We start from the raw sequence: 19911 nt of genomic DNA, 5'->3' as shown, positions 1-19911 counted from the left end.
GTCAGTGGTGTTAAGCCTAACAAAGGCGTTACTGGCATGAAATCCCCTCAGTAGATACATGCTCGCTGGTGATGTTGAGTTTCGCAATCGACACCTGCCATGGGGCAGCTGTACTTAACTGCCAAGGTGAGAATACTTGTCCTAAATTAACACCTTGCTGTGAAAAACACCGTAAATCAATGCTTAAAGTCTGCCATTCATTGGTTGCATTTAGCTGCTTAGCAATATCCAATTTACCTTGGCAATCATCACCACATTGCATACCAAGCCAAAGCGGGGCATCGGCACTTTGCTCAACCTTAATTTGCATTTGTAATTGCCCTGCTTTTTCAACAAACGAACGTAAATCAGATGGGAATGCCGCACTTAAACGCACTGCTGCTAGTTCATCGCCGCTGAAGGTAATTGCACGCGCATCTTCTTGAACGTCTTTATCAAAGGTTTTAACGCTAACAGCTCCGATTGATTCGCGACTACTTGCCATCACTTTTTGCTGCTCACCACTTTGTAAATGCAGACTCCATGGCGCTTTAACCGCGCGCTCAAACAAGACTAAATCATCAAGCTGTTGTGACGTTCCCATTTGTTCAACAAGATCATCTTGTAAGGTGTTTTTATCTGAATAAGTTAAGCCAAAACCATACGGTAATAATGGCGAATAATCTTTATCACCACGATTTTCGTTATCAACTGGGTTATTCGGCCAAGAAAACGACAGCTTGCCTTTAAAATCATGATTTACTGAGCCATCTACATTTGCAAATAACACATCGCTAATTGCATCCCCTTCGCTACCTGGCAACCACGTCGCAACAAACGCATCACTGGCATTAAGCTCTGCGTTTACCCACATTGGGCGGCCGCTAATAAATAACGATACAACGGGAATACCGGCTTGCTTGAATTTTCGCAGTAGCGCTAAATCCGTTTTATTACCCCGCTGATATTCAAGATTATCTAAATCCCCATTGCCTTCTGCATAAGGTTGCTCACCAAATACTACAATAGCGACATCTGGACGAGTATTGAACTCACCGTTTAAGTCATGCTGAACTTGCCCGCCCGCTTGCTTAACAGTGTGTTCAATACCATCCAAAATCGACGTGCCACCTGGGAAATCGCTATTTTGATTCCCCGTACCTTGCCAAGTAATACTCCAACCGCCAGATTGCATACCGATATTATCAGCACCTAGACCGGCTACTAACACATTTGCTTTTGGCGAAAGCGGCAGTAACTGTTGTTTATTTTTTAGGAGTACTAAAGATTCGCGAACTGCTTGTTTTGCGATTTTACGATGTTCAGCACTACCAATGACCTCTGTTTTTCCTGAAAGTGGACGATTTGCAGGACTTGCTTTATCAAATAAACCCGCACGCATTTTTACTCTCAGAATACGCGTTACCGCATCATCAATTCGTGATTGCGCAATTGTGCCATTGTTAACTTGTGCGATAAGGTTTTCATAAAGTGGTTTCCATGCATCAGTAGGCACCATGTATACATCAAGGCCGGCATTAGCGGCTTGTGCGCAGTTTCCATTGGTACAACCAGGAATTTGTCCATGACCATTCCAATCACCCACAACAAAGCCATCAAAACCCATTTTGCCTTTTAGCACATCAGTTAAGAGATATTTACTGCCATGGATTTTTTCGCCATGCCAGCTATTAAACGACGCCATAACTGTTTGTGCTCCAGCACCTAAGCCTCCCACATAACCTTGCGCATGAATGGTAAATAACTCTGCTTCGCTGGTAATATTATTACCTTGGTCATCACCGCCTTGTGTACCACCATCACCAATAAAATGCTTAACCGTACTGATCACCCGTTTATCTGATAAAAAGTCTTGATCAACTGCGCCTTGTAAGCCTTTTACTATTGCGGCTGAGTAATCTCTAACAATTTGTGGATCTTCTGAATACCCTTCATAAGTGCGGCCCCAGCGGTCATCTCGTACCACAGCAACGGTAGGTGCAAACACCCAATCAATACCGGTTACCATCACTTCTTGGGCGGTCGCTGCAGCAATTTTTTCAATCAACTGTGGATTGTTAGCCGCACCTAAACCGATATTGTGCGGAAATAACGTCGCACCAATAACATTATTATGACCATGAACTGCATCGGTTCCCCACATAGTTGGGATACGGCTACCATCAAGGGAATCATCTACTGATGCTTGGTACATTTTTTCGGCTAGTTCAATCCAATCAGCAGCCGTGGCATGTTTATTATTATTAGGAAAAGCCCCACCGCCATTAAGGTAAGAACCAAAACCATATTGACGCATATCTTCCACTGTAATATCGCGAATTTCAGGTTGGATCATCTGGGCTATTTTTTGTTCTAAGCTCATTGAGCCGAGCAAGTCAGCAATTTTTTGCTCCATATTGGCATCGTCTTTAACACCGCTTTTGATCATCGGCCAAATCTCATTGGTCGCTGCTGTTTGTTCTGATTGCGAACAGCCATTCATCGCCATTGCTGCAATCATCATTACCAATAGAGTACGTGGTTTTGTTATTGTCATGTTGTCCACCTAGTTATCAATGACGAGTTGAGGTTGTTACTTTTGAGCCAAATAGCGCAAAGTAAGTAATATATAAATAACAGCCGATAGGCAGTAATAGTGCTAATTGCACACCAAAATTGTCAGCTAAGACGCCTTGTAATAATGGAATAATTGCACCACCGACAATGGCTAAGCATAAAATACCTGAACCCTGAGAGGTATATTTGCCAAGGCCTTGAAGGGCTAAACTGAAGATGGTTGGGAACATAATTGAGTTACATAGTCCGACCAACAAAATAGCCCACATTGCTAATGCCCCTTGTCCTGTCATCGCCATTAACACCAGTACCACGGCAAGTAATGCATGACATGCCAATACCTTACCTGCATTGAGTTTTTGCATGATGGCAGCACCAATAAAGCGTCCTATCATGGCGCCCGCGAAGTAATAACTAATATAATGTGCGGCTTGCTGCTCAGTAAAACCCGCAATATGGTCTAAGGTTAAAAAGCCTACTAAAAAGCTGCCGATTGCGACTTCAGCACCGACATAAACAAAAATGCCAATGGCTCCTAAAATTAAATGGCGATACTGCCAAACACTACCTAAATCAATAAAGTTCTCAACATATTGATTTTCACTCTCAGCATCAGCTGCTTTGCCAAGTTTAGGTAATTTTAAAAAAGCAAAAATCACCGCAAGTACCAGCAAGCTTGCTGAAAGCATTAAATAAGGAAGTTTAACTTGCTCTGCGGTTGCTTGGCTGACTTCAGTTAGAATAAGCCAGCCACCAAAGATTGGCGCAACCGTAGTACCTAACGAATTAAATGCTTGGGTCATGGTTAAACGCGACGACGCTGTTTTTGCTGCGCCAAGTACACTTACGTATGGATTGGCTGACACTTGTAAGATGGTAATACCCGAAGCCAGTACAAATAGCGCCAATAAAAATAGCTCATAAACATGCGCTACGGCTGCGGGATAGAATAATGCACAACCAACCGCTGCTACCACTAAGCCCACCACAATGCCAAATTGATAACCTATTTTACTCACCAACTTACCAGCGGGTATCGACATCACAAAATAAGCCCCAAAGAAACAAAATTGGATTAGCATCGCTTGGGTATAATTGAGTGAAAACATCCCTTTTAAATAGGGGATCAGAATATCGTTTAGACACGTAATAAACCCCCACATAAAAAATAAGGTGGTCAACGACGTTAAAGCAAACGTTTGTTTGCCCATTGGTTGTAGGCTATGTTCATTCGTTGCCAAATTGTGTGTGACGTTTGCCATATTAAACTCTCTAATTATTTTAATTATCAGTTCGTTACGTTTATTAAAGTACTTTTTCATTACTTAAAAAAAGCAAATAATAGTTGCAACATAAAATGTAAGCGCTTACATTTATATCATATAAATCAAAATTAGCAATTTATTTACAAACATTCTGCAAGCGCTTCCATTTTTAATAACTATGCTGTGCTTAATGTAAAAGTAATTGCCAAAACTGAATGTTAAAGGATGCACCTAATCGTGTTTAAAACTATTTCTCTGCCGCCTAGCTCTGCGCTACTTAAACCTCAGTTTACCTTTGGTGTAGCCACAGCCTCATTTCAAATTGAGGGAGCTCGCAGCGCCCGCCTGACATCTATTTGGGATACTTTTTGTGACCAGCCAGGAGCTATCACCGACAATAGCAATGGCGATACAGCCTGTAACCATGTTGAACTATGGCAACAAGATATCGCAATGATTGCTGACTTAGCCGTTGATGCGTACCGATTATCAATTTCATGGCCGCGCGTATTGCATCAAGATGGCAGTATTAATCAGCAAGGCATTGGCTTTTATCGTGATTTATTAACGGCTTTAAAAGCACGCAATATCAAGACCTATGTCACCTTATATCACTGGGATCTACCCCAGCACTTGGAAGATAACGGTGGCTGGTTAAACCGTGACACCGCCTATGCATTTGCTCACTATACTGATTTAGTTACCAAGCAGTTGACAGGTTTAGTTGACTCTTATGCGACTTTAAATGAACCTTTTTGCAGTGCCTATTTAGGCTATGAAGTGGGTGTACATGCCCCCGGTATTAAAAGCCAACAAGCAGGTCGTCAGGCGGCTCATCATTTATTGTTAGCCCATGGTCTTGCCATGCAAGTACTGCGCGCCAATTGCCCTAATATAGAAGCTGGTATTGTTCTTAACTTCAGCCCAGCTTATCCACTGACAGAAAACGATACACAAGCAGCATTATTAGCCGATCAATATCACAATCAGTGGTATATCAAAGCAGTTTTAGAAGGTCAGTATCCGGCGCTTTTAAATAGCCTCAGTAGTGAAGTGCAACCCCATATAGCTGCTGATGATATGGCGATAATAAGTCAAAAAATCGACTTTATTGGCGTTAATTACTATACCCGCATACACTACAAAAACACTGATGATAACTGGTTTGCCGAAGCACAAATCGACAACATAGCTGTGACTGACATGGGCTGGGAAGTCTATCCACAAGGTTTAACTGAGTTGTTAGTATCATTAAATGAGCTATACCAACTACCTAAAGTTTATGTAACTGAAAATGGTGCGGCCATGGCAGATACACTACGAGATGGCCAAGTACTCGATACAGAGCGTGTTAGTTATTATCATACCCACCTCAATGCAGTGCATGACGCAGTTGAGCAAGGAGTTGATATACAAGGCTATTTTGCATGGAGCTTAATGGATAACTTTGAATGGGCATACGGCTATGAAAAACGCTTTGGTCTCGTTTATGTTGATTATGAAAACCAGCAACGCATACTAAAAGAGAGCGCAATACAATATCGCGCATTGCTCACACAGCGCAAAAAATAATAACAACATGAGTGCCAATTATGCTAACTAGAAAAGAAAAAATAGCCTATGGCTTAGGTGATACTGCAAGTAACATCATTTTTCAAACCGTGATGCTATTTTTAACTTTTTTCTATACCGATATATTTGGTATTTCTCCGGCCATCGTTGGTACTCTGTTCCTAGTGGTGCGAGTTATTGATGCAATCACCGATCCGTTAATGGGGGCGCTCACCGATGCAACCCGAACCAAATATGGTAGTTATCGGCCTTACCTATTGTGGCTCGCGATCCCGTTTGGGCTGGTTAGTGTAATTACTTTTACCACACCAGATTTAAACGCGACAGGAAAAGTCATCTACGCGTTTGTCACCTATACGCTATTAATGCTGGTTTATACCGCAATTAATATTCCTTATTCAGCTTTGGGTGGAGTACTAAGTCACGATCCGAGTGAACGCGTATCCATTCAATCTTATCGTTTTGTATTTGGTATGCTCGGTGGCTTACTCGTCAGTGCTTGCACATTGCCATTAGTAAGCTGGTTTGGTAAAGGCGATAATGCTCTTGGCTATCAGCTTACTATGATACTGATGAGCTGTTTCGGTGTGATATTATTTTTGTTCTGCTTTCGCTTTACTAAAGAACGCGTGGTTGCACCACAGCAACAAACCCTTAGCCTCAAAGCACAAATGGCAACGTTGTGGCAAAACGGTCCTTTTAAAATACTCTGTGGTGCTGCCATTATGCTGCTCACGAGTATGGTGCTGCGTACGACTTTAGCAATTTATTACGTAAAATATGTTCTTGGTGAAGCCGACTTAGTTACGCAATTTGTTACCTTGGGAATGATCGGTAATATTCTTGGCTGCGCCTGCGCACAACCACTGAGTAAACGGGTTGACAAAAAAGCAGCATATATATATCTCCAATACATCTCTGCGGCCATAAGCTGTTTTGCATTTTTCTTATCTGACGACCAATTAGTGCTCGCGTTTGCAGTCTATTTTTTATGGTGTTTTTTCACCCAAATGGCAACTCCATTGTTATGGGCAAAAATGGCAGATGCAATTGACTACGGACAATGGCAAAATGGCCATCGGCTAACTGGCTTGGTCTATGCAAGCGTGGTGTTCTTTATTAAACTAGGCCTGGCACTGGGCGGAGCTATTGCTGGTTGGTTACTGGCTTACTATGGCTATCAAGCTAACACTGAGCTTAATGAAGCAACTAAAGTCGGTATTTTAACCTCGTTTACACTGTTTCCTGCAATTGGTAGTGTACTTGTCGCGTTGATCATGAAAAGGTATATTCTTGATAATAATACCTTAGAGAAAATAAACGCTGATTTAGCCCAAAGAAGTAGTACTTAACAAGGAATATCATGGCGACCATTTATGAGGTGTCAAAACTTGCTGGGGTCTCATTAGCGACCGTTTCAAGGGTAATGAATAATAATACTAATGTCAGTGATGCAACGCGAAAAAAGGTAACCGTTGCGATGACACAGCTTGGTTACCGGCCTAATTCCATAGCACAATCTCTCGCATCTAATTGCTCGAATAGCGTAGGCTTGCTCGTTTCTGAGCTACACGGGCCATTTTATGGACCGATGATGAGCGACATTGAAAATGCGTTTCGTAATCAAGGTAAACACGTCATTATTACCGCAGGCCACAGTGATGCCGATCGTGAACAGCAAGGGATTGAGTTTTTAATTAGTCGCAATTGTGATGGCTTGATTTTACATGTTGAAGCCATCAGCGACGACTACTTGATAGAACTGAGTAAAGGCAGCACCCCCTTTGTACTGATCAACCGTTTGATCCCAGAGCTTGCCGATCGGTGTATCGTTTTAAATAATATCAAAGGTGGATATTTAGCAACCAAGTATGTCCTTGAGCAAGGCCATCGTGACATAGCTTACATTAGCGGGCCACTTTGGAAAAAAGATGCTCAGGATCGCTTAACCGGCCATAAACAGGCTCTCGCTGAATTTGACTTAGAATTTAATGAACAATTGCTTTATCAAGGCGATTTTATGGAAACCAGCGGCTCGGCAGGTTTTAAGTTATTCCATGAAAGTAACCACGCTTTTACAGCTTTAATTTGTGCTAATGATGAAATGGCCATTGGTGCAATGGCCACAGCCCGAGAATATAGCATTAAGCTTCCCGAACAATTGTCGATCATGGGTTATGACAACGTATTTTTTACCCGTCATATTTACCCGCCACTAACGACTATTAACTACCCAATTAATGATATAGGAAAAATGGCAGCAAAGTGGATTTTAAGCAAAGTTTACGGTAAGGGTGAATTACCGTTACAAACATTATTTGAGCCAGAACTGATCGTCCGTCAATCAATTATTACTAACCCTCAATAAGTTGGGTTAGTAATGCTAAATTAATCGGTTTAAGTAATACTTGCTCTATCTCAAGGAGTTCAATTTGCTTCGGTTCTGGCTGTATACCACTGACGATTACTCGCTTTAAATCTGGATAATACTGCTTTGTATAACGAGCTAAATCCAAGCCACTGCCATCAGGCAAATGCATATCTAATAACACTTTATCAAATTGAGAGTCATTTTTTAGAATTGCTAAAGTATGCTCATAACTAGTTGCAACAACGGTTTCAACCCCTAAACTTTCCAGTAATAACTGGGTGATTTGCGCCGCATCTGCATCATCTTCAACCAATAAAAAACGCGCACAACTTTTTACTCGCGCTGGTTGCGCTAATTTATCAACGGGCTTATTAGCCGCCATAGAGTAATTAGTTAAGCACTGATAAAGTAAGCTTGAATCAACAGGTTTGCCTATCACATCGTTAAAGCCCAGCGCCAATAACTCGCTATGTATACCTTTCATCGTGGCAGCAGTAAGCGCGATTACCGCACCCTTAAAACCCATTTTTCTAAGTTCAATCGTAGTTTCTTTGCCCCCCATCACCGGCATATGAATATCTAAAAATATAATGTCGTACGGATCACCTTGCTGTTGTGCTTTAGTTACTTTATCAAGTGCTTGCTTACCGTGTTCAGCATAATCAACCTTTGCACCAGCAGAAGAGATCATATGCCCAACTAACACCCGTAAATCTCGTAAATCATCAACCACCAATACTCGGCCACTGACTTTACAAGGGGCCATTTTTTGCTGCATATTAGGTGTCAAATCGAGCTTCAATACACTGCGCTCTACATATTGAATATTGCCCGGATACACTGAAATAGTAAATTCAGATCCATGACCAATAGCAGACTCTAATGTGATCCCGCCCTGCATACGACTCAACAATTCAGAGCAAATAGCTAAACCTAACCCCGCGCCGCCAACTGAGCGCGATTCTACATCGGCTATTTGTTCAAATGGTTTGAATATAAGTGCTTGTTTCTCAGGGGCAATACCCATTCCAGAATCTTTAATACTAAAAAACAGCATTTCACGGCCATCAATAACTTTTGTCCATGCGTGAACAATGATATCGCCTTGCTCGGTGAACTTAATCGCATTATTGATGATATTAATTAAAATTTGCCGAAACCGTGTCGCATCAATACTAATTACAAGAGGCAAAGGTTGTAATGACTCAAAACGCAGCGACAGCCCTTTATCCAGCGCAGATACTCGCATTAAGGTAAACACATCAGCCATTAAACTATCAAGGTTGACATCACTGCAGCTGAGCTCCAGTTTATCGGCAGCTATTTTTGATAAATCGAGAACATCATTTAACAAGCTAAGTAGATGCTTACCATTACGATAAATAACCCCTAACTCATTATTGGCATGATTGTTAAATTCACTTTGCATAAGCAACTCGGTATAGCCCAAGATTGACGATAACGGGGTGCGTAGCTCATGGCTTAAATGTGCTAAAAAGCGGTCTTTAGAACGATTCTCAGCCTCTGCTTTAAGTCGTTCAAGGCGTTCATCTTCAACATCGCGTCGGGCTAATGCGTAGCGAATAGAGCGGGCAAAGCGACTTGAGCTCATTTCACTTTTTACGAGGTAATCAACAGCTCCTGCATCCAAAGCGGCTAAATCAAGGGCGTCGTTTGATTGCCCGGTGAGCATAATGATAGGGCCATTAAAACCATTTTCTACAGCTTGTTTTAATACTGCTAAGCCGTCTGAAGCCCCTAAGCGGTAATCAAGCAGGCAAATATCATGATGATTTTTACTCAGCACCTTAACTGCCTGCTTGGGATCACTGATCCACTCTATATCAAATGTATGCGAACTCAGCTGCTCTAGATAATCACAGGTTAAAATATAATCATCTTCATCGTCTTCAACAAGTAACAGTCTGGTTGCCTTATCTAACATAGCGTCTCCAGTTTTTTATTTAGTCATTAAACGTACTAGGTAACTCTACAAACTCCACCCAGTACTTACCTAACGTTTTCATTAGTTCAACTAAGCCATCAAACGTAACTGGTTTAGTAATGTATGAAGCCGCGCCTAAATCGTAACCCTTAACCATGTCTTCCTCTTGCTTAGACGTGGTTAAAATAACTACAGGAATACCTTTTAAGTTTGAATTGCCTTTAATCGCTTGCAACGCTTCGCGTCCATCCATGCGTGGCATATTCAAATCCAATAAAATCAACCCAGGTCGTGGCGATGAGTTTTTGTCTTCAAACTTACCTTTACGCTCTAGGTACTCCAAAAGCTCCACACCATCTTCAACAAAGTATAACTCGTTTAATACACGGCTTTCAGCGAGTGCGTCTTGCGTTAATAAACGATCATCTTCATCATCATCAGCCATTAAAATGGTGATTGGCTTTACTTTAGAAAATGGCATTTAAGCCTCTCCTTGCAATGTGAAAAGCTCGCTTTCCACAGGTAGTTTTATGATGAAGGTTGCTCCCTCACCGGTTTCACTTTGTGCCGCTATCGTACCGCCGTGACGCTCTACAATACGTCGGCACACGGATAAACCAATCCCAGTGCCTTTATATTGCGAACGCCCATGCAGACGTTGAAACGGAACAAAAATTTTGTCGGTATATTCTGGCGCAAAACCAATACCGTTATCTTTAACTGTAATGATTTGCCATTCCAGCTCTGTATTATAATCATCATTAAATTCAGTCTGATGCTGATACTCAATAGTGATAATTGGTGCCACATCTGGACGTCTAAATTTCACCGCATTTGAAATCAAATTCAAAAATAGCTGCTGCATTTGGCTCAGATCTGCTTGTATTACTGGCATTTCGCCCACGTTGACCTGCGCATTTGACTCTTTAATCGCAATTTCTAAATCGCTTAGCACATCATCAAGTACTTGCTTTAAATCCGTATCGGCAAAGTCTTTACCACGTGTTGTCACTCGCGAAAACTCTAACAAGTCATTAATTAAATTAGACATTCTTTGCGCTGCATTTTTCATACGCGCGATATAATCAATGCCTTTTTCACCCAATTCGTCTTTAAACATGGTTTCTAAGCGATCACTAAATGCTTGAATTTTGCGCAGTGGCTCTTGCAAATCATGACTCGCTACAAAGGCAAACTCTTCAAGCTCACGGTTACTGCGACTTAGTTCATCAGAGTACAAGGTCAGCTCTTGTGTACGCTCGGTCACTTTACTAGCCAGTGTTTCGTTTTGATATTCAAGTTCCTGCTGATATTTTGCCGCTGTATGTAAGTTAATACGCGTGAGCATAAACATACCAAGGATCAATAAAGCACTGGTTACGGCAGTAATTGCAAAAGTGAGTTTGGCTTCTTTTTTAATTTGCCCTAACTTTCGAAACTGCACAGCTTTAAAAGCAGACTCCGCATCTTGAATTTCATCAGCGAGCTCTCTAATTTGCTCGTAAAGCTTACGGCCTTGATGCGTCTCTAGTAAATAATGAGCACGGCGTTCTTTATCTGCTAATGCTAAATCAACGGTTCTGGTTAATACCGCAACTTTATCATCAACCAAAAATAGTAATCGCGCTACTTTATCTGCTTGGCCTGCAATTTCAGTACGTAAATTTTTAACCAGTGTAGCTTGTGAGTTGAGCTGCATAATAGCGTCGTTGTAGGGTGCTAAATAATCTTTATCGCCCGTTAATAAGTAACCACGTTGTCCTGATTCTGCCTGCACAATTGAAAGATGAAGCTTCTCAATCGCGGTGTTTAACATATTAGTATCATCTAAACGCTGTTGGGTTTGAGTCAGGCTTTGAATGGTATTCATTGCCAAAATCGCATTCCCCACCACAATACACAGCAGCACCGCGATAAAACTGGCCCAGGTTACCTTGACCTTACCTTGTTGCTTTTGCAGCTTCATTTATAATCCTTTTATATTATCTTATTCAACGACGCCGAGATTCGATATTTGTTCTAAGCTGTCACTGCATTGCTGGCAATTACTTATTATTTTATCAAGTGCTGCCAATGCTTTTTCTTTTGGCATATCATTTTCTAGCACTAATTTAATCAATTCTGCATTCATCGATATACGATTCAGTGGTCCGCGTGCATCATGAATCAACTTATTGATTTTATCGTTATTAGCCATGCTACCCCTTTATTGATTACTTGAGTTTAATTTAGCTATATTCGCCAATACCACCATAGGCATTTAGACGGTTGTATAAAGTTTTAGTACTTATACCTAGCATTTGCGCTGCAAGCGTTTTATTACCTTGTACTTTATCCAACGTAGCGTGGATCAGCTCTTTTTCAACTTCTTCAATAGTTTGCCCTGCAGTCACTTGATTTGCTTGAGTTTGCTTATTCACTCGTGAAAATGGTGACTCTAAGTTATCTGGCAAAGTAATCGCTTTACCTTTTGGATCACTCATAATAAAAGCACGATGAATGCCGTGGCGCAGTTCTCGAACATTGCCTGGCCAATCATAGCTTTCAAGTAACTTTAATTGTGCAGTTTGCCATTGAAAGTCGGTATTGTTTTCTTCATTTAATTGATTTAAAAAAGCATTGGCTAATAAGGCAATATCTTCTTTTCTTTCACGCAGTGGTGGAATATCAATAGGAAATACCGCTAACCGAAAGTAGATATCTTCACGAATAACATTATTTTGCGCTAAATCTTCTAATGAACGGTTAGTCGCAGAAATCACTCGGCAATCTACCGCACTTTCTTTACTGCCACCTACTCGGGTTACTTTTTTAGTTTCTAACACGCGCAATAGATTAGGCTGCATATCTATTGGCATTTCAGTCACTTCGTCTAGAAATAATGTTCCGCCGGTTGCTTGCTCAAATACACCGTCTTTACGGGCAATAGCACCAGTAAAAGCCCCTTTCTCATGGCCAAATAATTCGCTACCAATAAGTTCTTTCGATAACGCACCGCAGTTAGTAGCCACCAAAGGTCCTGTACATGCGCTAGCATTGTGAATCGCTTGTGCGACAACTTCTTTACCAGCACCACTTTCACCCATTAACATTACGTTGGCGTTGGTGTTAGCAACGCGCTCAATCATGGTATACAAATGCTGCATTTGCGGCGATTCACCTATTAAGGTGCCAAAATGCTTTTTAATACTTGGCTCGGCTTTTTTCTTAGCCGTGGTTTTTTTAGGGTTGAGAAGGCGCTCAATATCTTCGCGCTGCAAGGGCTTAACTAGATGACCAACGTTAGGCTCACACATTTCAGCCAACTTACCTTTGACTGAAGGATGACCTGAAATAAGGGTTATTTTTGGTTTTTGACCAATACTTTTAAGGTGCTCAACCAAGTGTAAACCACTTCCATCAGGCAGCATAAAGTCTAACAATACATGGTCAAAGGTATTATTTACAAACCACTGCTCAGCCTCTGCTAAATTAGCAGCAGTATTAATGTTATGTCCTAAAAACTCTACGATATGACAAACGACATCACTAAACTCGCTATCATCATCAACTAACAGTATGTTTAACATGATAAATCCCTATGCTTATTATCATTGCCTAGCCCCACATCTTAACTGCCTTATTCTACAAAATCGATGCTTAACTGGAAATTTACGCTATCTAAATAGATTTAGATCTTTTTTGAGATATAATTTTTAAATTAAATTTTAAGGAACATTCTGATGCGCTTACTTAAAAGCACCGTTCATCCCAGTGTGAGTGCCAGCGAGCCACGTCAATTTACTCGCCTAACGAGCCGTGCTATTGCCTTAAAAGGCACTGATATTTTATTAATGTACACTGCCCGCTATGAAGATTTCAGCTTGCCTGGCGGCGGCATTGATGAAGGTGAAAGCATAGAGCAAGGATTAATCCGCGAGCTACAAGAAGAAACTGGCGCACAAAACATCAAAGTACTCGGTGAGTTTGGCCTTTATGAAGAATACCGCCCTTGGTATAAAGATGATTATGCAGTGATCCATATAAAGTCTTACTGCTATTTTTGTAGTCTTGATACGCAATTAGGGCAAGCGCAACTAGAACATTATGAGCAACAAAATGGCATGGTTGCTAAATGGGTTAATATTTATGATGCCATTGCTCATAATGAGCGAACGCTAGCAAACAGCTATAAGCAAGGGCTATCAATCATTCGCGAAACCTACTTATTAAAACAGATAGCTAAGCAACTTTAGGATCACAGCCCTGTAAAGAAGTTAATCTGCTCTGTTAGCTTCTTTCGACCAGAAGTAAAAACGCCATAACCCGACTAAATTACTGAGCAAAAACAAGCACTCCATCAATACTGCCATCGGTGAACCCACCAGTAGATTATGGCTTATCCACAATGCAGTGCCGAACACCATAAATAGTCGCAACAACATATCTCGCGGTTGGAAAGAAGCAAACGTCTGTATTAATGTTGCTAGCAATGCTAAACCACTTAACCAACCCTGCCAAGTTAATATAACAGCCACAGTGCTTAACAACATAAAACCCAACATTGCCCACTGACTACGATTAAAAATACAATAAAAATAACGAACTGCCGCTATCAACATTAATAAACTAGCACTTATTTTATCCAGCAAAAAAAAGTGTGTAGCGGTTAAAAGCACAGAGCTGAATAAGCACAGCAATATTAATTTTCGAGATTTAAATTGAAATGACGCTAAATCTAATAAAGTAGCGATAGCGACTAAGCATTGTGAAACTAAAAACATAGTGACTCCTGAAAAAAACAGCAGTCTAATTTAACCTAGCCTTGCAGCGCCTTAACTTAAGTTAAGGCGCTGACGAATTCGTGATAAAGAAATAGCAGAAATGCCGATATACATCGCCACTTCGGTTAGCGTCAATTGCGCAATCCAGTGTGGTTTTTGCGCTAATAAATAGCGATAGCGCTGCTCTGGTGTATTTAATAATAAAAAAGCCTCTTTAGCTTCTTTAAACACTAATTGTTGGGTCAATAAATGTTGTTTTAGTTGTTGCCAATCGGGCTGCTCAAATACAGCTAACGGAATGGCAATTAATCGCGCTGATTTAACCACTTGCAACTGATAAAGCCCAGGAGTATTGGTAAGCCAGTTAGCAAATAAAAGAGCAAACTCGTCCTTAAAATAATATTCTTTGCATTTTTGCCCGCCACTTTCAGTAGTGTGCAATGCAGCGAGTACGCCTTCTAAAATTAAGTAACCATACTGCTGCTTATCGCCTTGTTGTAAGATCACCTCACCGCGAGAAAATGTTTTCACTGCAAATTGCTGCTCACATTTAACAAGCAAATCATTAGCCAATGCATGATAACTATCTCCTAACGGCAACATCGCTAAATTATGCATTGGCTGGTGCTAACAGTTCAGTGATTTCAGCAGCACTAATCCCCTCTCTTGCAATGTATTTTTGCCCGCACCATAACGGCGAAAAATCACTTTTGCCTTGTGCTTCTGATTTAGATCGCAATGCACTTAGCGCAATACTGGCAAATGGGAATGCAGGAGCTTGCTGCGGCATGGCGCCAAGTTCACGCATAATGCGGTTTTCAATCCCTCGGGCAGCGCGCCCAGAAAACACCGTTGTCAGCGCCGTGCTATTCGCTGACTGCTGTAAAATAGCGTCGCGGTGCAGCGCTGAAGTAGTTGCCTCTTGAGCCAATAAGTAGGCACTTCCTACTTGCACCAACTCGGCGCCTAGCGCATACATCTGCTGTACATCTTCAGTGGTTGCAATACCACCTGCCGCAATGATGGGTACATTTAGTTCAGCCACGCATTGCTCGACTAATACTGCGGTAGATTTCTGCAAAGCCAAATCCATTGATAAAAAATGTCCTCGATGGCCACCTGCTTCTAAACCCTGCGCAATAATAGCATCAGCGCCATTTTCACTCAGCCAAATAGCTTCATCTAAAGTGGTAGCAGTTGAAATCACTTTAGTGCCCCAGCTTTTGATTTGCGCCATAATCGTTTGCTCAGGTAAACCAAAATGAAAACTCACCACTGCGGGTTTATAAGGGGCAATAATATCAACAACCGGTTGACTAATAGGTTGACGAGAAGCCCCTGCAGTTAAGCTTTCAGCATCAATACCATACTCATCAAAATAAGGCGCTAGCAAATTATGCCATTGCTGCTTTTGTTGGCTGGTGTAATCACCGACCGTATGACAAAAAAAGTTAAGGTTATAGGGATTACTGGTCGCTTGAGTCAGTTTATCAAGCTCGCTCACTAACTGTTGTTTTGAGAGCATTGCACAGGGTAATGATCCTAAACCACCTGCGTTACTCACCGCAGCAGCTAAACGAAAATCTTGCACACCCGCCATTGGCGCCTGAATGAGGGGTCGTTGAGTATTAAATAAAGATAACGCCATCACTTTCTCCTTGTAACTTTTTCAGCCACCAGAACTTTTTACCGATACAAAAATAATAGCTGAGTAAAAATAATAATGAAAAAATTAAAAGCTGTTTTATAGCAACAACTTAAAATAATTAAATAGTTTAGCGCAGAGTTGGCGTTAGCTTTGCACTCCTTTACTCAATATTATTTGTAAGGAGATGAAAATGACTAACACAGTAACGACAATTAATCCTGCCACTGAACAAACTATTGCAGACTATACATTGCTTAACCTAGAGCAAGCAAAAAATGAGATAGATAAAAGTCATGAGGCTTTCTTAGAGTGGCGCCATATTTCATTGACCGATCGTGCTAAGTATTTAAACAAACTTGCACATGTATTCGAGCAACAAAAAGAGTCACTAGCAACATTGATGACTCAAGAAATGGGCAAATTATACAATCAAGGTCTACAAGAAGTAGAGCTTTGTGCAGCTATATGTCGTTACAGCGCCGAACATGGCCAAACGATATTAGCGGATGAAGAACGCCCTATGGAAAACGGTCGCGCTATAATTACATATCAACCGACAGGTGTGTTACTAGGCATACAACCTTGGAACTTTCCTCTCTACCAAGTAATTCGTTATGCCGTGACTAACATTATGGCTGGTAATACGGCAGTACTTAAACATGCTAGTAACGTGTTTGGTATGGCTGAAAAAATTGAAGAAATGTTCTCCGATGCAGGTTTCCCTAGTCATGTATTTAAAAATTTACTGATTGACGGTAAAACAGCCAGCGAGCTTATTAGCCATAAAGCAATCCGTGGTGTTACCTTTACTGGCAGTGATGGCACTGGTAAAAAAGTGGCTGAGCAAGCAGGTAAACACGTGAAGAAGACTGTCCTAGAGCTTGGTAGTAACGACGCTTACTTAGTACTTGATGATGCAGATTTAGAGCTGGCAATTAAAACCTGCCTGCAAGGACGGATGATCAATAATGGTCAGACTTGTGTATCTGCAAAACGTTTTGTGGTTGTTGAAGCCTTATACGATGAGTTTAAAAAAGGCATAACAGAGCAATTTAACGCCTTAATAGTTGGCGATCCTATGGATGAAAACACCGATCTTGGCCCAATGGCACGCGAGGATTTAAGAGACAAAATTCATAAACAAGTAATGCAATCAGTTGAGGCTGGTGCGTCTATTGTGACTGGTGGCGAAATACCTAAGCAAACGGGTTATTTCTATCCAGCCACATTACTTGAGAATCTCTCTCCCGGCATGCCGGCCTATGACGATGAATTATTTGGCCCGGTCGCTTCACTCATCAAAGCCAAAGATAACGAAGATGCGATGCGCATTGCCAACGACTCTCGCTATGGTCTAGGTGGCGGCATACTTTGTAAAGATGAAAAGAAAGCCATTGAGCTTGCTAAAAAGCATTTTGATACCGGTATGGTTAACATAAATGGTTATGGGCTGGCCCAGCCAAACTTACCATTTGGTGGTGTTAAAGACAGTGGTTATGGTCGTGAGCACGGCGGTTTTGGTATGAGAGAGTTTGTTAATATTAAAGCGATTATGATTAATAACTAACTACTCCTAATAAAAAATACTCTAAAGGGCCTTAATTGGCCCTTTTTTTATGACTAAATAAGTTAAGTGTACAATAACTGTTATTCGCTATATTTTACTTACTTCATCATTAAAGGTAGGCACTTCTCGGCTAGAAGTATTCTCCATTTGCAATTCATTAACCGCCTTTTGAATGTCCATGTCGTCATCTAGTTGCTGGTTACTATTACCAGGTTTGTGCACTAACTCAGTTAAAAGAGCAAAATGGTCCGAGCCATATTTTTCTAGCCGTTTTATACGTTTAACAGTAAAGCCATGGCTATGGAATAAGTGGTCAAGCGGCCAGCGCATAAAGAAATACCCAGCATGAAAGGTATTAAAAAAACCTCGGCCTTTGCGTGGATCTAAAAAGTCACTGATTTCCATAAATAAACGGGTACTTCTTGACCAAGCAACGTCATTTAAATCGCCGGCAACAATTGTTGGACGTTTGTTGTTCTTTAAAGCCTTAGCAAGCAAAATAAGTTCGGTATCTCGTGGCCTAGAGGTATCTTCTTCAGTAGGACTTGGAGGAGCAGGATGAATAAAATGACCTTGTACTTCAAGACCTTCTGCAGTCTCAAATAGAACGTGAATTGAGGGAATATCGTTTTCTACAAGCTCACATACTTGTTGTTTTTTTATCTTATATTTACTGTATAAATGCATGCCGTAGCGATTATCTTTCGGGCAAAATATTTTGTATGGATAATCTTCTTCAATGGCTGCAAGTTGCTGTTGCCATTTAGTATCTGACTCAAGCGTAATAAGTAAATCTGGCTGGTGTTCATGGACTAAATCTATTAAGTCTTGGTAGCGAGTGTTCGACATCAACACATTAGCCGACATAATACGAATACTATGCCCACTGCCTGCGGGACTTTGCGCCACTTCTTTTTTAGCAAGCCAAGTATAAGGATATATCCATTTACCTTGAATAAGCAAAATTACAGTTGCCATGATTAGCGACGATACAACCAAAGGCGATAGTCCACTTAATGCAAAATAAACACCTAAAAGCAACCCAGCCAATGCAAGATAAAAAACCTGTAAACGAACAAAGTCGCAACTACGAATTAAATAATGCTGGCTGAAAGACATAGGTAAAAGTGTCACAACTAATAACACACTTAATATACTTACCAGCACAATTAGCATTCAATAACCCTTTATTAATAACGACTTAAAATTGACAAAATTTCGCGAGTATCATGCACCATATGAATGATGGTATCGTCTATTTCAATCGTAATACGACCATCACGGTCTATCGGTTTTACTACTCGACCATGGCGATAGATATCGTAATCTAATCTGTCACCTTTGTTGTACTTTTTTTGCCAACCAGGAGGCAATTGACCACCATTATCAACTTTTTTTTGTAATCCTGGCGGTAAACTCCCTTTACCTTTATTTTTGTCTTTGTCATGGTTATCATTTTTTGCAAAAGCTGCGCCGCTGCAAAGTACTAAGCCAAGCAAAGCAGTAGATAGAAGTGCTTTCATATTTTACTCCCTATTTAGTTCATTTAAAGAATAGCAATAATTCATGAACTCGTTATGAAGTAAATTAAATAACCGACATCAAGTTGTGACTTGGTAAAAATTTAGTGACGAGTAACAATAGAGAGAATCTCTCGAGTGTCATGCACTAAATGAATTAGCTGATCATCAACTTCCAGTAAAATTATCCCCTTTCGGTCATGACGCTCAACAACTCGACCACGGCGGTAAATATCTCTATCAAGGCGATCGCCACGATGATATTTTTTATACCAACCCGGCGGTAAGCCATGCCCGTAGCCTACTTTCTTGTATAAACCCGGCGGCAACTTTTTATAATCTGCTGACTTATGGTGTTTTTTATAATATTTTTTATGGTACTTTTTACTGTGCTTTTTATGCTCATGATGATGCTCATGGCGATGTTCATAACGATCATGTTCGCGCTCGTGCTTAGCATTTGCTGCAAACGGTAATAGGCTCAAACCAAGTACAGCCAAAGACAGGGGGATTAATTTATTCATAGCTACTTCCTAGCATAATCTGTGTGAATAACTAAAGCCTAACAAGTCAGCCTGAATGAAAGATGAAATGAATTGTAAACTTTGTAAAGATAGTGAGTGCTTACAGTTATGTGTTTTAACAAACAATTAGTTAGCTATATTAAAGAAAATAAAATGCTGTAAAACAATAAATAATAAAAA

At 40.8% G+C, this 19911-nt stretch carries 18 protein-coding genes; 5 read left to right on the top strand and 13 right to left on the bottom strand.

Features of this window, described 5'->3' with window-relative positions:
* Positions 1 to 28: 28 nt before the first annotated feature.
* On the bottom strand, positions 29 to 2536 hold the full coding sequence (locus H5186_RS16555) for an exo 1,3/1,4-beta-D-glucan glucohydrolase (RefSeq protein ID WP_182794696.1): 2508 nt from the start codon (positions 2534 to 2536) through the stop codon (positions 29 to 31).
* Positions 2537 to 2552: 16 nt separating this feature from the next.
* Entirely contained in the window at positions 2553 to 3767 is a 1215-nt protein-coding gene (locus H5186_RS16550; RefSeq protein WP_259400359.1) for a sugar MFS transporter, read from the bottom strand.
* Positions 3768 to 4058: 291 nt separating this feature from the next.
* Between H5186_RS16550 and H5186_RS16545 the strand changes: the two genes are divergently transcribed.
* From H5186_RS16545 to H5186_RS16535, 3 genes are read left to right on the top strand one after another with little or no spacing between them, the layout of a single operon-like run.
* A complete protein-coding gene (locus tag H5186_RS16545; protein WP_310737091.1) occupies positions 4059 to 5393 on the top strand; it encodes a GH1 family beta-glucosidase in 1335 nt (444 codons plus the stop codon).
* Between the two features lie 20 nt (positions 5394 to 5413).
* Positions 5414 to 6745: a glycoside-pentoside-hexuronide (GPH):cation symporter gene (locus tag H5186_RS16540; protein ID WP_182784166.1), complete on the top strand. Its 1332-nt coding sequence runs from the start codon at positions 5414 to 5416 to the stop codon at positions 6743 to 6745.
* An 11-nt stretch (positions 6746 to 6756) separates the two neighbouring features.
* Positions 6757 to 7761, top strand: coding sequence for a LacI family DNA-binding transcriptional regulator (locus tag H5186_RS16535; protein ID WP_182718297.1), 1005 nt, complete (start codon positions 6757 to 6759; stop codon positions 7759 to 7761).
* On the opposite strand, the gene H5186_RS16530 is transcribed toward H5186_RS16535, so the two are convergent.
* From H5186_RS16530 to H5186_RS16510, 5 genes are read right to left on the bottom strand one after another with little or no spacing between them, the layout of a single operon-like run.
* Entirely contained in the window at positions 7748 to 9709 is a 1962-nt protein-coding gene (locus H5186_RS16530) for a hybrid sensor histidine kinase/response regulator (protein ID WP_182718296.1), read from the bottom strand. The two genes, H5186_RS16535 and H5186_RS16530, sit on opposite strands and share 14 nt — an antisense overlap.
* A gap of 19 nt (positions 9710 to 9728) precedes the next feature.
* Positions 9729 to 10190, bottom strand: a complete 462-nt coding sequence (locus H5186_RS16525; RefSeq protein ID WP_145241192.1) for a response regulator — start codon at positions 10188 to 10190, stop codon at positions 9729 to 9731.
* The gene (locus H5186_RS16520) at positions 10191 to 11675 is read right to left on the bottom strand and encodes an ATP-binding protein (protein WP_149981220.1); all 1485 of its coding nucleotides are present in this window, start codon (positions 11673 to 11675) and stop codon (positions 10191 to 10193) included.
* A gap of 21 nt (positions 11676 to 11696) precedes the next feature.
* A complete protein-coding gene (locus H5186_RS16515; RefSeq protein WP_145241196.1) occupies positions 11697 to 11906 on the bottom strand; it encodes a histidine kinase in 210 nt (69 codons plus the stop codon).
* Positions 11907 to 11937: 31 nt separating this feature from the next.
* Positions 11938 to 13278 (bottom strand): sigma-54 dependent transcriptional regulator, encoded by a 1341-nt coding sequence (locus H5186_RS16510; protein ID WP_145241198.1) that lies wholly within the window; start codon positions 13276 to 13278, stop codon positions 11938 to 11940.
* 153 nt (positions 13279 to 13431) lie between these two features.
* Between H5186_RS16510 and H5186_RS16505 the strand changes: the two genes are divergently transcribed.
* Positions 13432 to 13944 carry an NUDIX hydrolase gene (locus H5186_RS16505; protein WP_182718295.1) on the top strand — a complete coding sequence of 171 codons (513 nt, stop codon included), beginning with the start codon at positions 13432 to 13434 and terminating at the stop codon, positions 13942 to 13944.
* 21 nt (positions 13945 to 13965) lie between these two features.
* Here H5186_RS16505 and H5186_RS16500 read toward each other — a convergent pair whose 3' ends face one another.
* Genes H5186_RS16500 through H5186_RS16490 form a run of 3 tightly spaced genes read right to left on the bottom strand, consistent with a single transcriptional unit; the run spans position 13966 to position 16120 of the window.
* Positions 13966 to 14472 (bottom strand): YgjV family protein, encoded by a 507-nt coding sequence (locus tag H5186_RS16500; RefSeq protein ID WP_149981223.1) that lies wholly within the window; start codon positions 14470 to 14472, stop codon positions 13966 to 13968.
* Between the two features lie 51 nt (positions 14473 to 14523).
* Positions 14524 to 15090 (bottom strand): Crp/Fnr family transcriptional regulator, encoded by a 567-nt coding sequence (locus H5186_RS16495; protein WP_149981224.1) that lies wholly within the window; start codon positions 15088 to 15090, stop codon positions 14524 to 14526.
* Positions 15083 to 16120, bottom strand: coding sequence for a nitronate monooxygenase family protein (locus tag H5186_RS16490; protein ID WP_182718294.1), 1038 nt, complete (start codon positions 16118 to 16120; stop codon positions 15083 to 15085). Before H5186_RS16490 ends, H5186_RS16495 begins: the two co-directional genes overlap by 8 nt.
* A 190-nt stretch (positions 16121 to 16310) precedes the next feature.
* On the opposite strand from H5186_RS16490, the gene H5186_RS16485 reads away from it, so the two are divergent.
* Positions 16311 to 17687 carry an NAD-dependent succinate-semialdehyde dehydrogenase gene (locus H5186_RS16485; RefSeq protein WP_182718293.1) on the top strand — a complete coding sequence of 459 codons (1377 nt, stop codon included), beginning with the start codon at positions 16311 to 16313 and terminating at the stop codon, positions 17685 to 17687.
* 87 nt (positions 17688 to 17774) lie between these two features.
* Here H5186_RS16485 and H5186_RS16480 read toward each other — a convergent pair whose 3' ends face one another.
* The 3 genes from H5186_RS16480 to H5186_RS16470 form a co-directional block, all read right to left on the bottom strand.
* Complete coding sequence (locus H5186_RS16480) at positions 17775 to 18863, bottom strand: endonuclease/exonuclease/phosphatase family protein (RefSeq protein ID WP_182718292.1); 1089 nt, start codon at positions 18861 to 18863, stop codon at positions 17775 to 17777.
* A gap of 14 nt (positions 18864 to 18877) precedes the next feature.
* The gene (locus H5186_RS16475; RefSeq protein WP_182761531.1) at positions 18878 to 19210 is read right to left on the bottom strand and encodes a hypothetical protein; all 333 of its coding nucleotides are present in this window, start codon (positions 19208 to 19210) and stop codon (positions 18878 to 18880) included.
* Positions 19211 to 19311: 101 nt separating this feature from the next.
* Positions 19312 to 19731 carry a hypothetical protein gene (locus tag H5186_RS16470; RefSeq protein ID WP_145241209.1) on the bottom strand — a complete coding sequence of 140 codons (420 nt, stop codon included), beginning with the start codon at positions 19729 to 19731 and terminating at the stop codon, positions 19312 to 19314.
* Positions 19732 to 19911 lie beyond the last annotated feature (180 nt).

It is taken from the genome of Pseudoalteromonas sp. SG41-2 (assembly GCF_014164535.1).
GTDB classification, from domain to species: domain Bacteria; phylum Pseudomonadota; class Gammaproteobacteria; order Enterobacterales; family Alteromonadaceae; genus Pseudoalteromonas; species Pseudoalteromonas rhizosphaerae.
Note: the sequence above shows the minus strand (reverse complement) of the source record. Positions and strands in the feature narration are given on the sequence as shown.

Bases quoted from the DNA above. Each gene is read 5' to 3' on its own strand.
- H5186_RS16470 (WP_145241209.1), bottom strand. From the start codon at position 19,731: ATGAATAAATTAATCCCCCTGTCTTTGGCTGTACTTGGTTTGAGCCTA.
- H5186_RS16550 (WP_259400359.1), bottom strand. From the start codon at position 3,767: ATGGGCAAACAAACGTTTGCTTTAACGTCGTTGACCACCTTATTTTTT.
- H5186_RS16520 (WP_149981220.1), bottom strand. From the start codon at position 11,675: ATGAAGCTGCAAAAGCAACAAGGTAAGGTCAAGGTAACCTGGGCCAGT.
- H5186_RS16505 (WP_182718295.1), top strand. From the start codon at position 13,432: ATGCGCTTACTTAAAAGCACCGTTCATCCCAGTGTGAGTGCCAGCGAG.
- H5186_RS16475 (WP_182761531.1), bottom strand. From the start codon at position 19,210: ATGAAAGCACTTCTATCTACTGCTTTGCTTGGCTTAGTACTTTGCAGC.
- H5186_RS16490 (WP_182718294.1), bottom strand. From the start codon at position 16,120: ATGGCGTTATCTTTATTTAATACTCAACGACCCCTCATTCAGGCGCCA.
- H5186_RS16480 (WP_182718292.1), bottom strand. From the start codon at position 18,863: ATGCTAATTGTGCTGGTAAGTATATTAAGTGTGTTATTAGTTGTGACA.
- H5186_RS16535 (WP_182718297.1), top strand. From the start codon at position 6,757: ATGGCGACCATTTATGAGGTGTCAAAACTTGCTGGGGTCTCATTAGCG.
- H5186_RS16500 (WP_149981223.1), bottom strand. From the start codon at position 14,472: ATGTTTTTAGTTTCACAATGCTTAGTCGCTATCGCTACTTTATTAGAT.
- H5186_RS16510 (WP_145241198.1), bottom strand. From the start codon at position 13,278: ATGTTAAACATACTGTTAGTTGATGATGATAGCGAGTTTAGTGATGTC.
- H5186_RS16540 (WP_182784166.1), top strand. From the start codon at position 5,414: ATGCTAACTAGAAAAGAAAAAATAGCCTATGGCTTAGGTGATACTGCA.
- H5186_RS16515 (WP_145241196.1), bottom strand. From the start codon at position 11,906: ATGGCTAATAACGATAAAATCAATAAGTTGATTCATGATGCACGCGGA.
- H5186_RS16525 (WP_145241192.1), bottom strand. From the start codon at position 10,190: ATGCCATTTTCTAAAGTAAAGCCAATCACCATTTTAATGGCTGATGAT.
- H5186_RS16495 (WP_149981224.1), bottom strand. From the start codon at position 15,090: ATGCATAATTTAGCGATGTTGCCGTTAGGAGATAGTTATCATGCATTG.
- H5186_RS16530 (WP_182718296.1), bottom strand. From the start codon at position 9,709: ATGTTAGATAAGGCAACCAGACTGTTACTTGTTGAAGACGATGAAGAT.
- H5186_RS16555 (WP_182794696.1), bottom strand. From the start codon at position 2,536: ATGACAATAACAAAACCACGTACTCTATTGGTAATGATGATTGCAGCA.
- H5186_RS16485 (WP_182718293.1), top strand. From the start codon at position 16,311: ATGACTAACACAGTAACGACAATTAATCCTGCCACTGAACAAACTATT.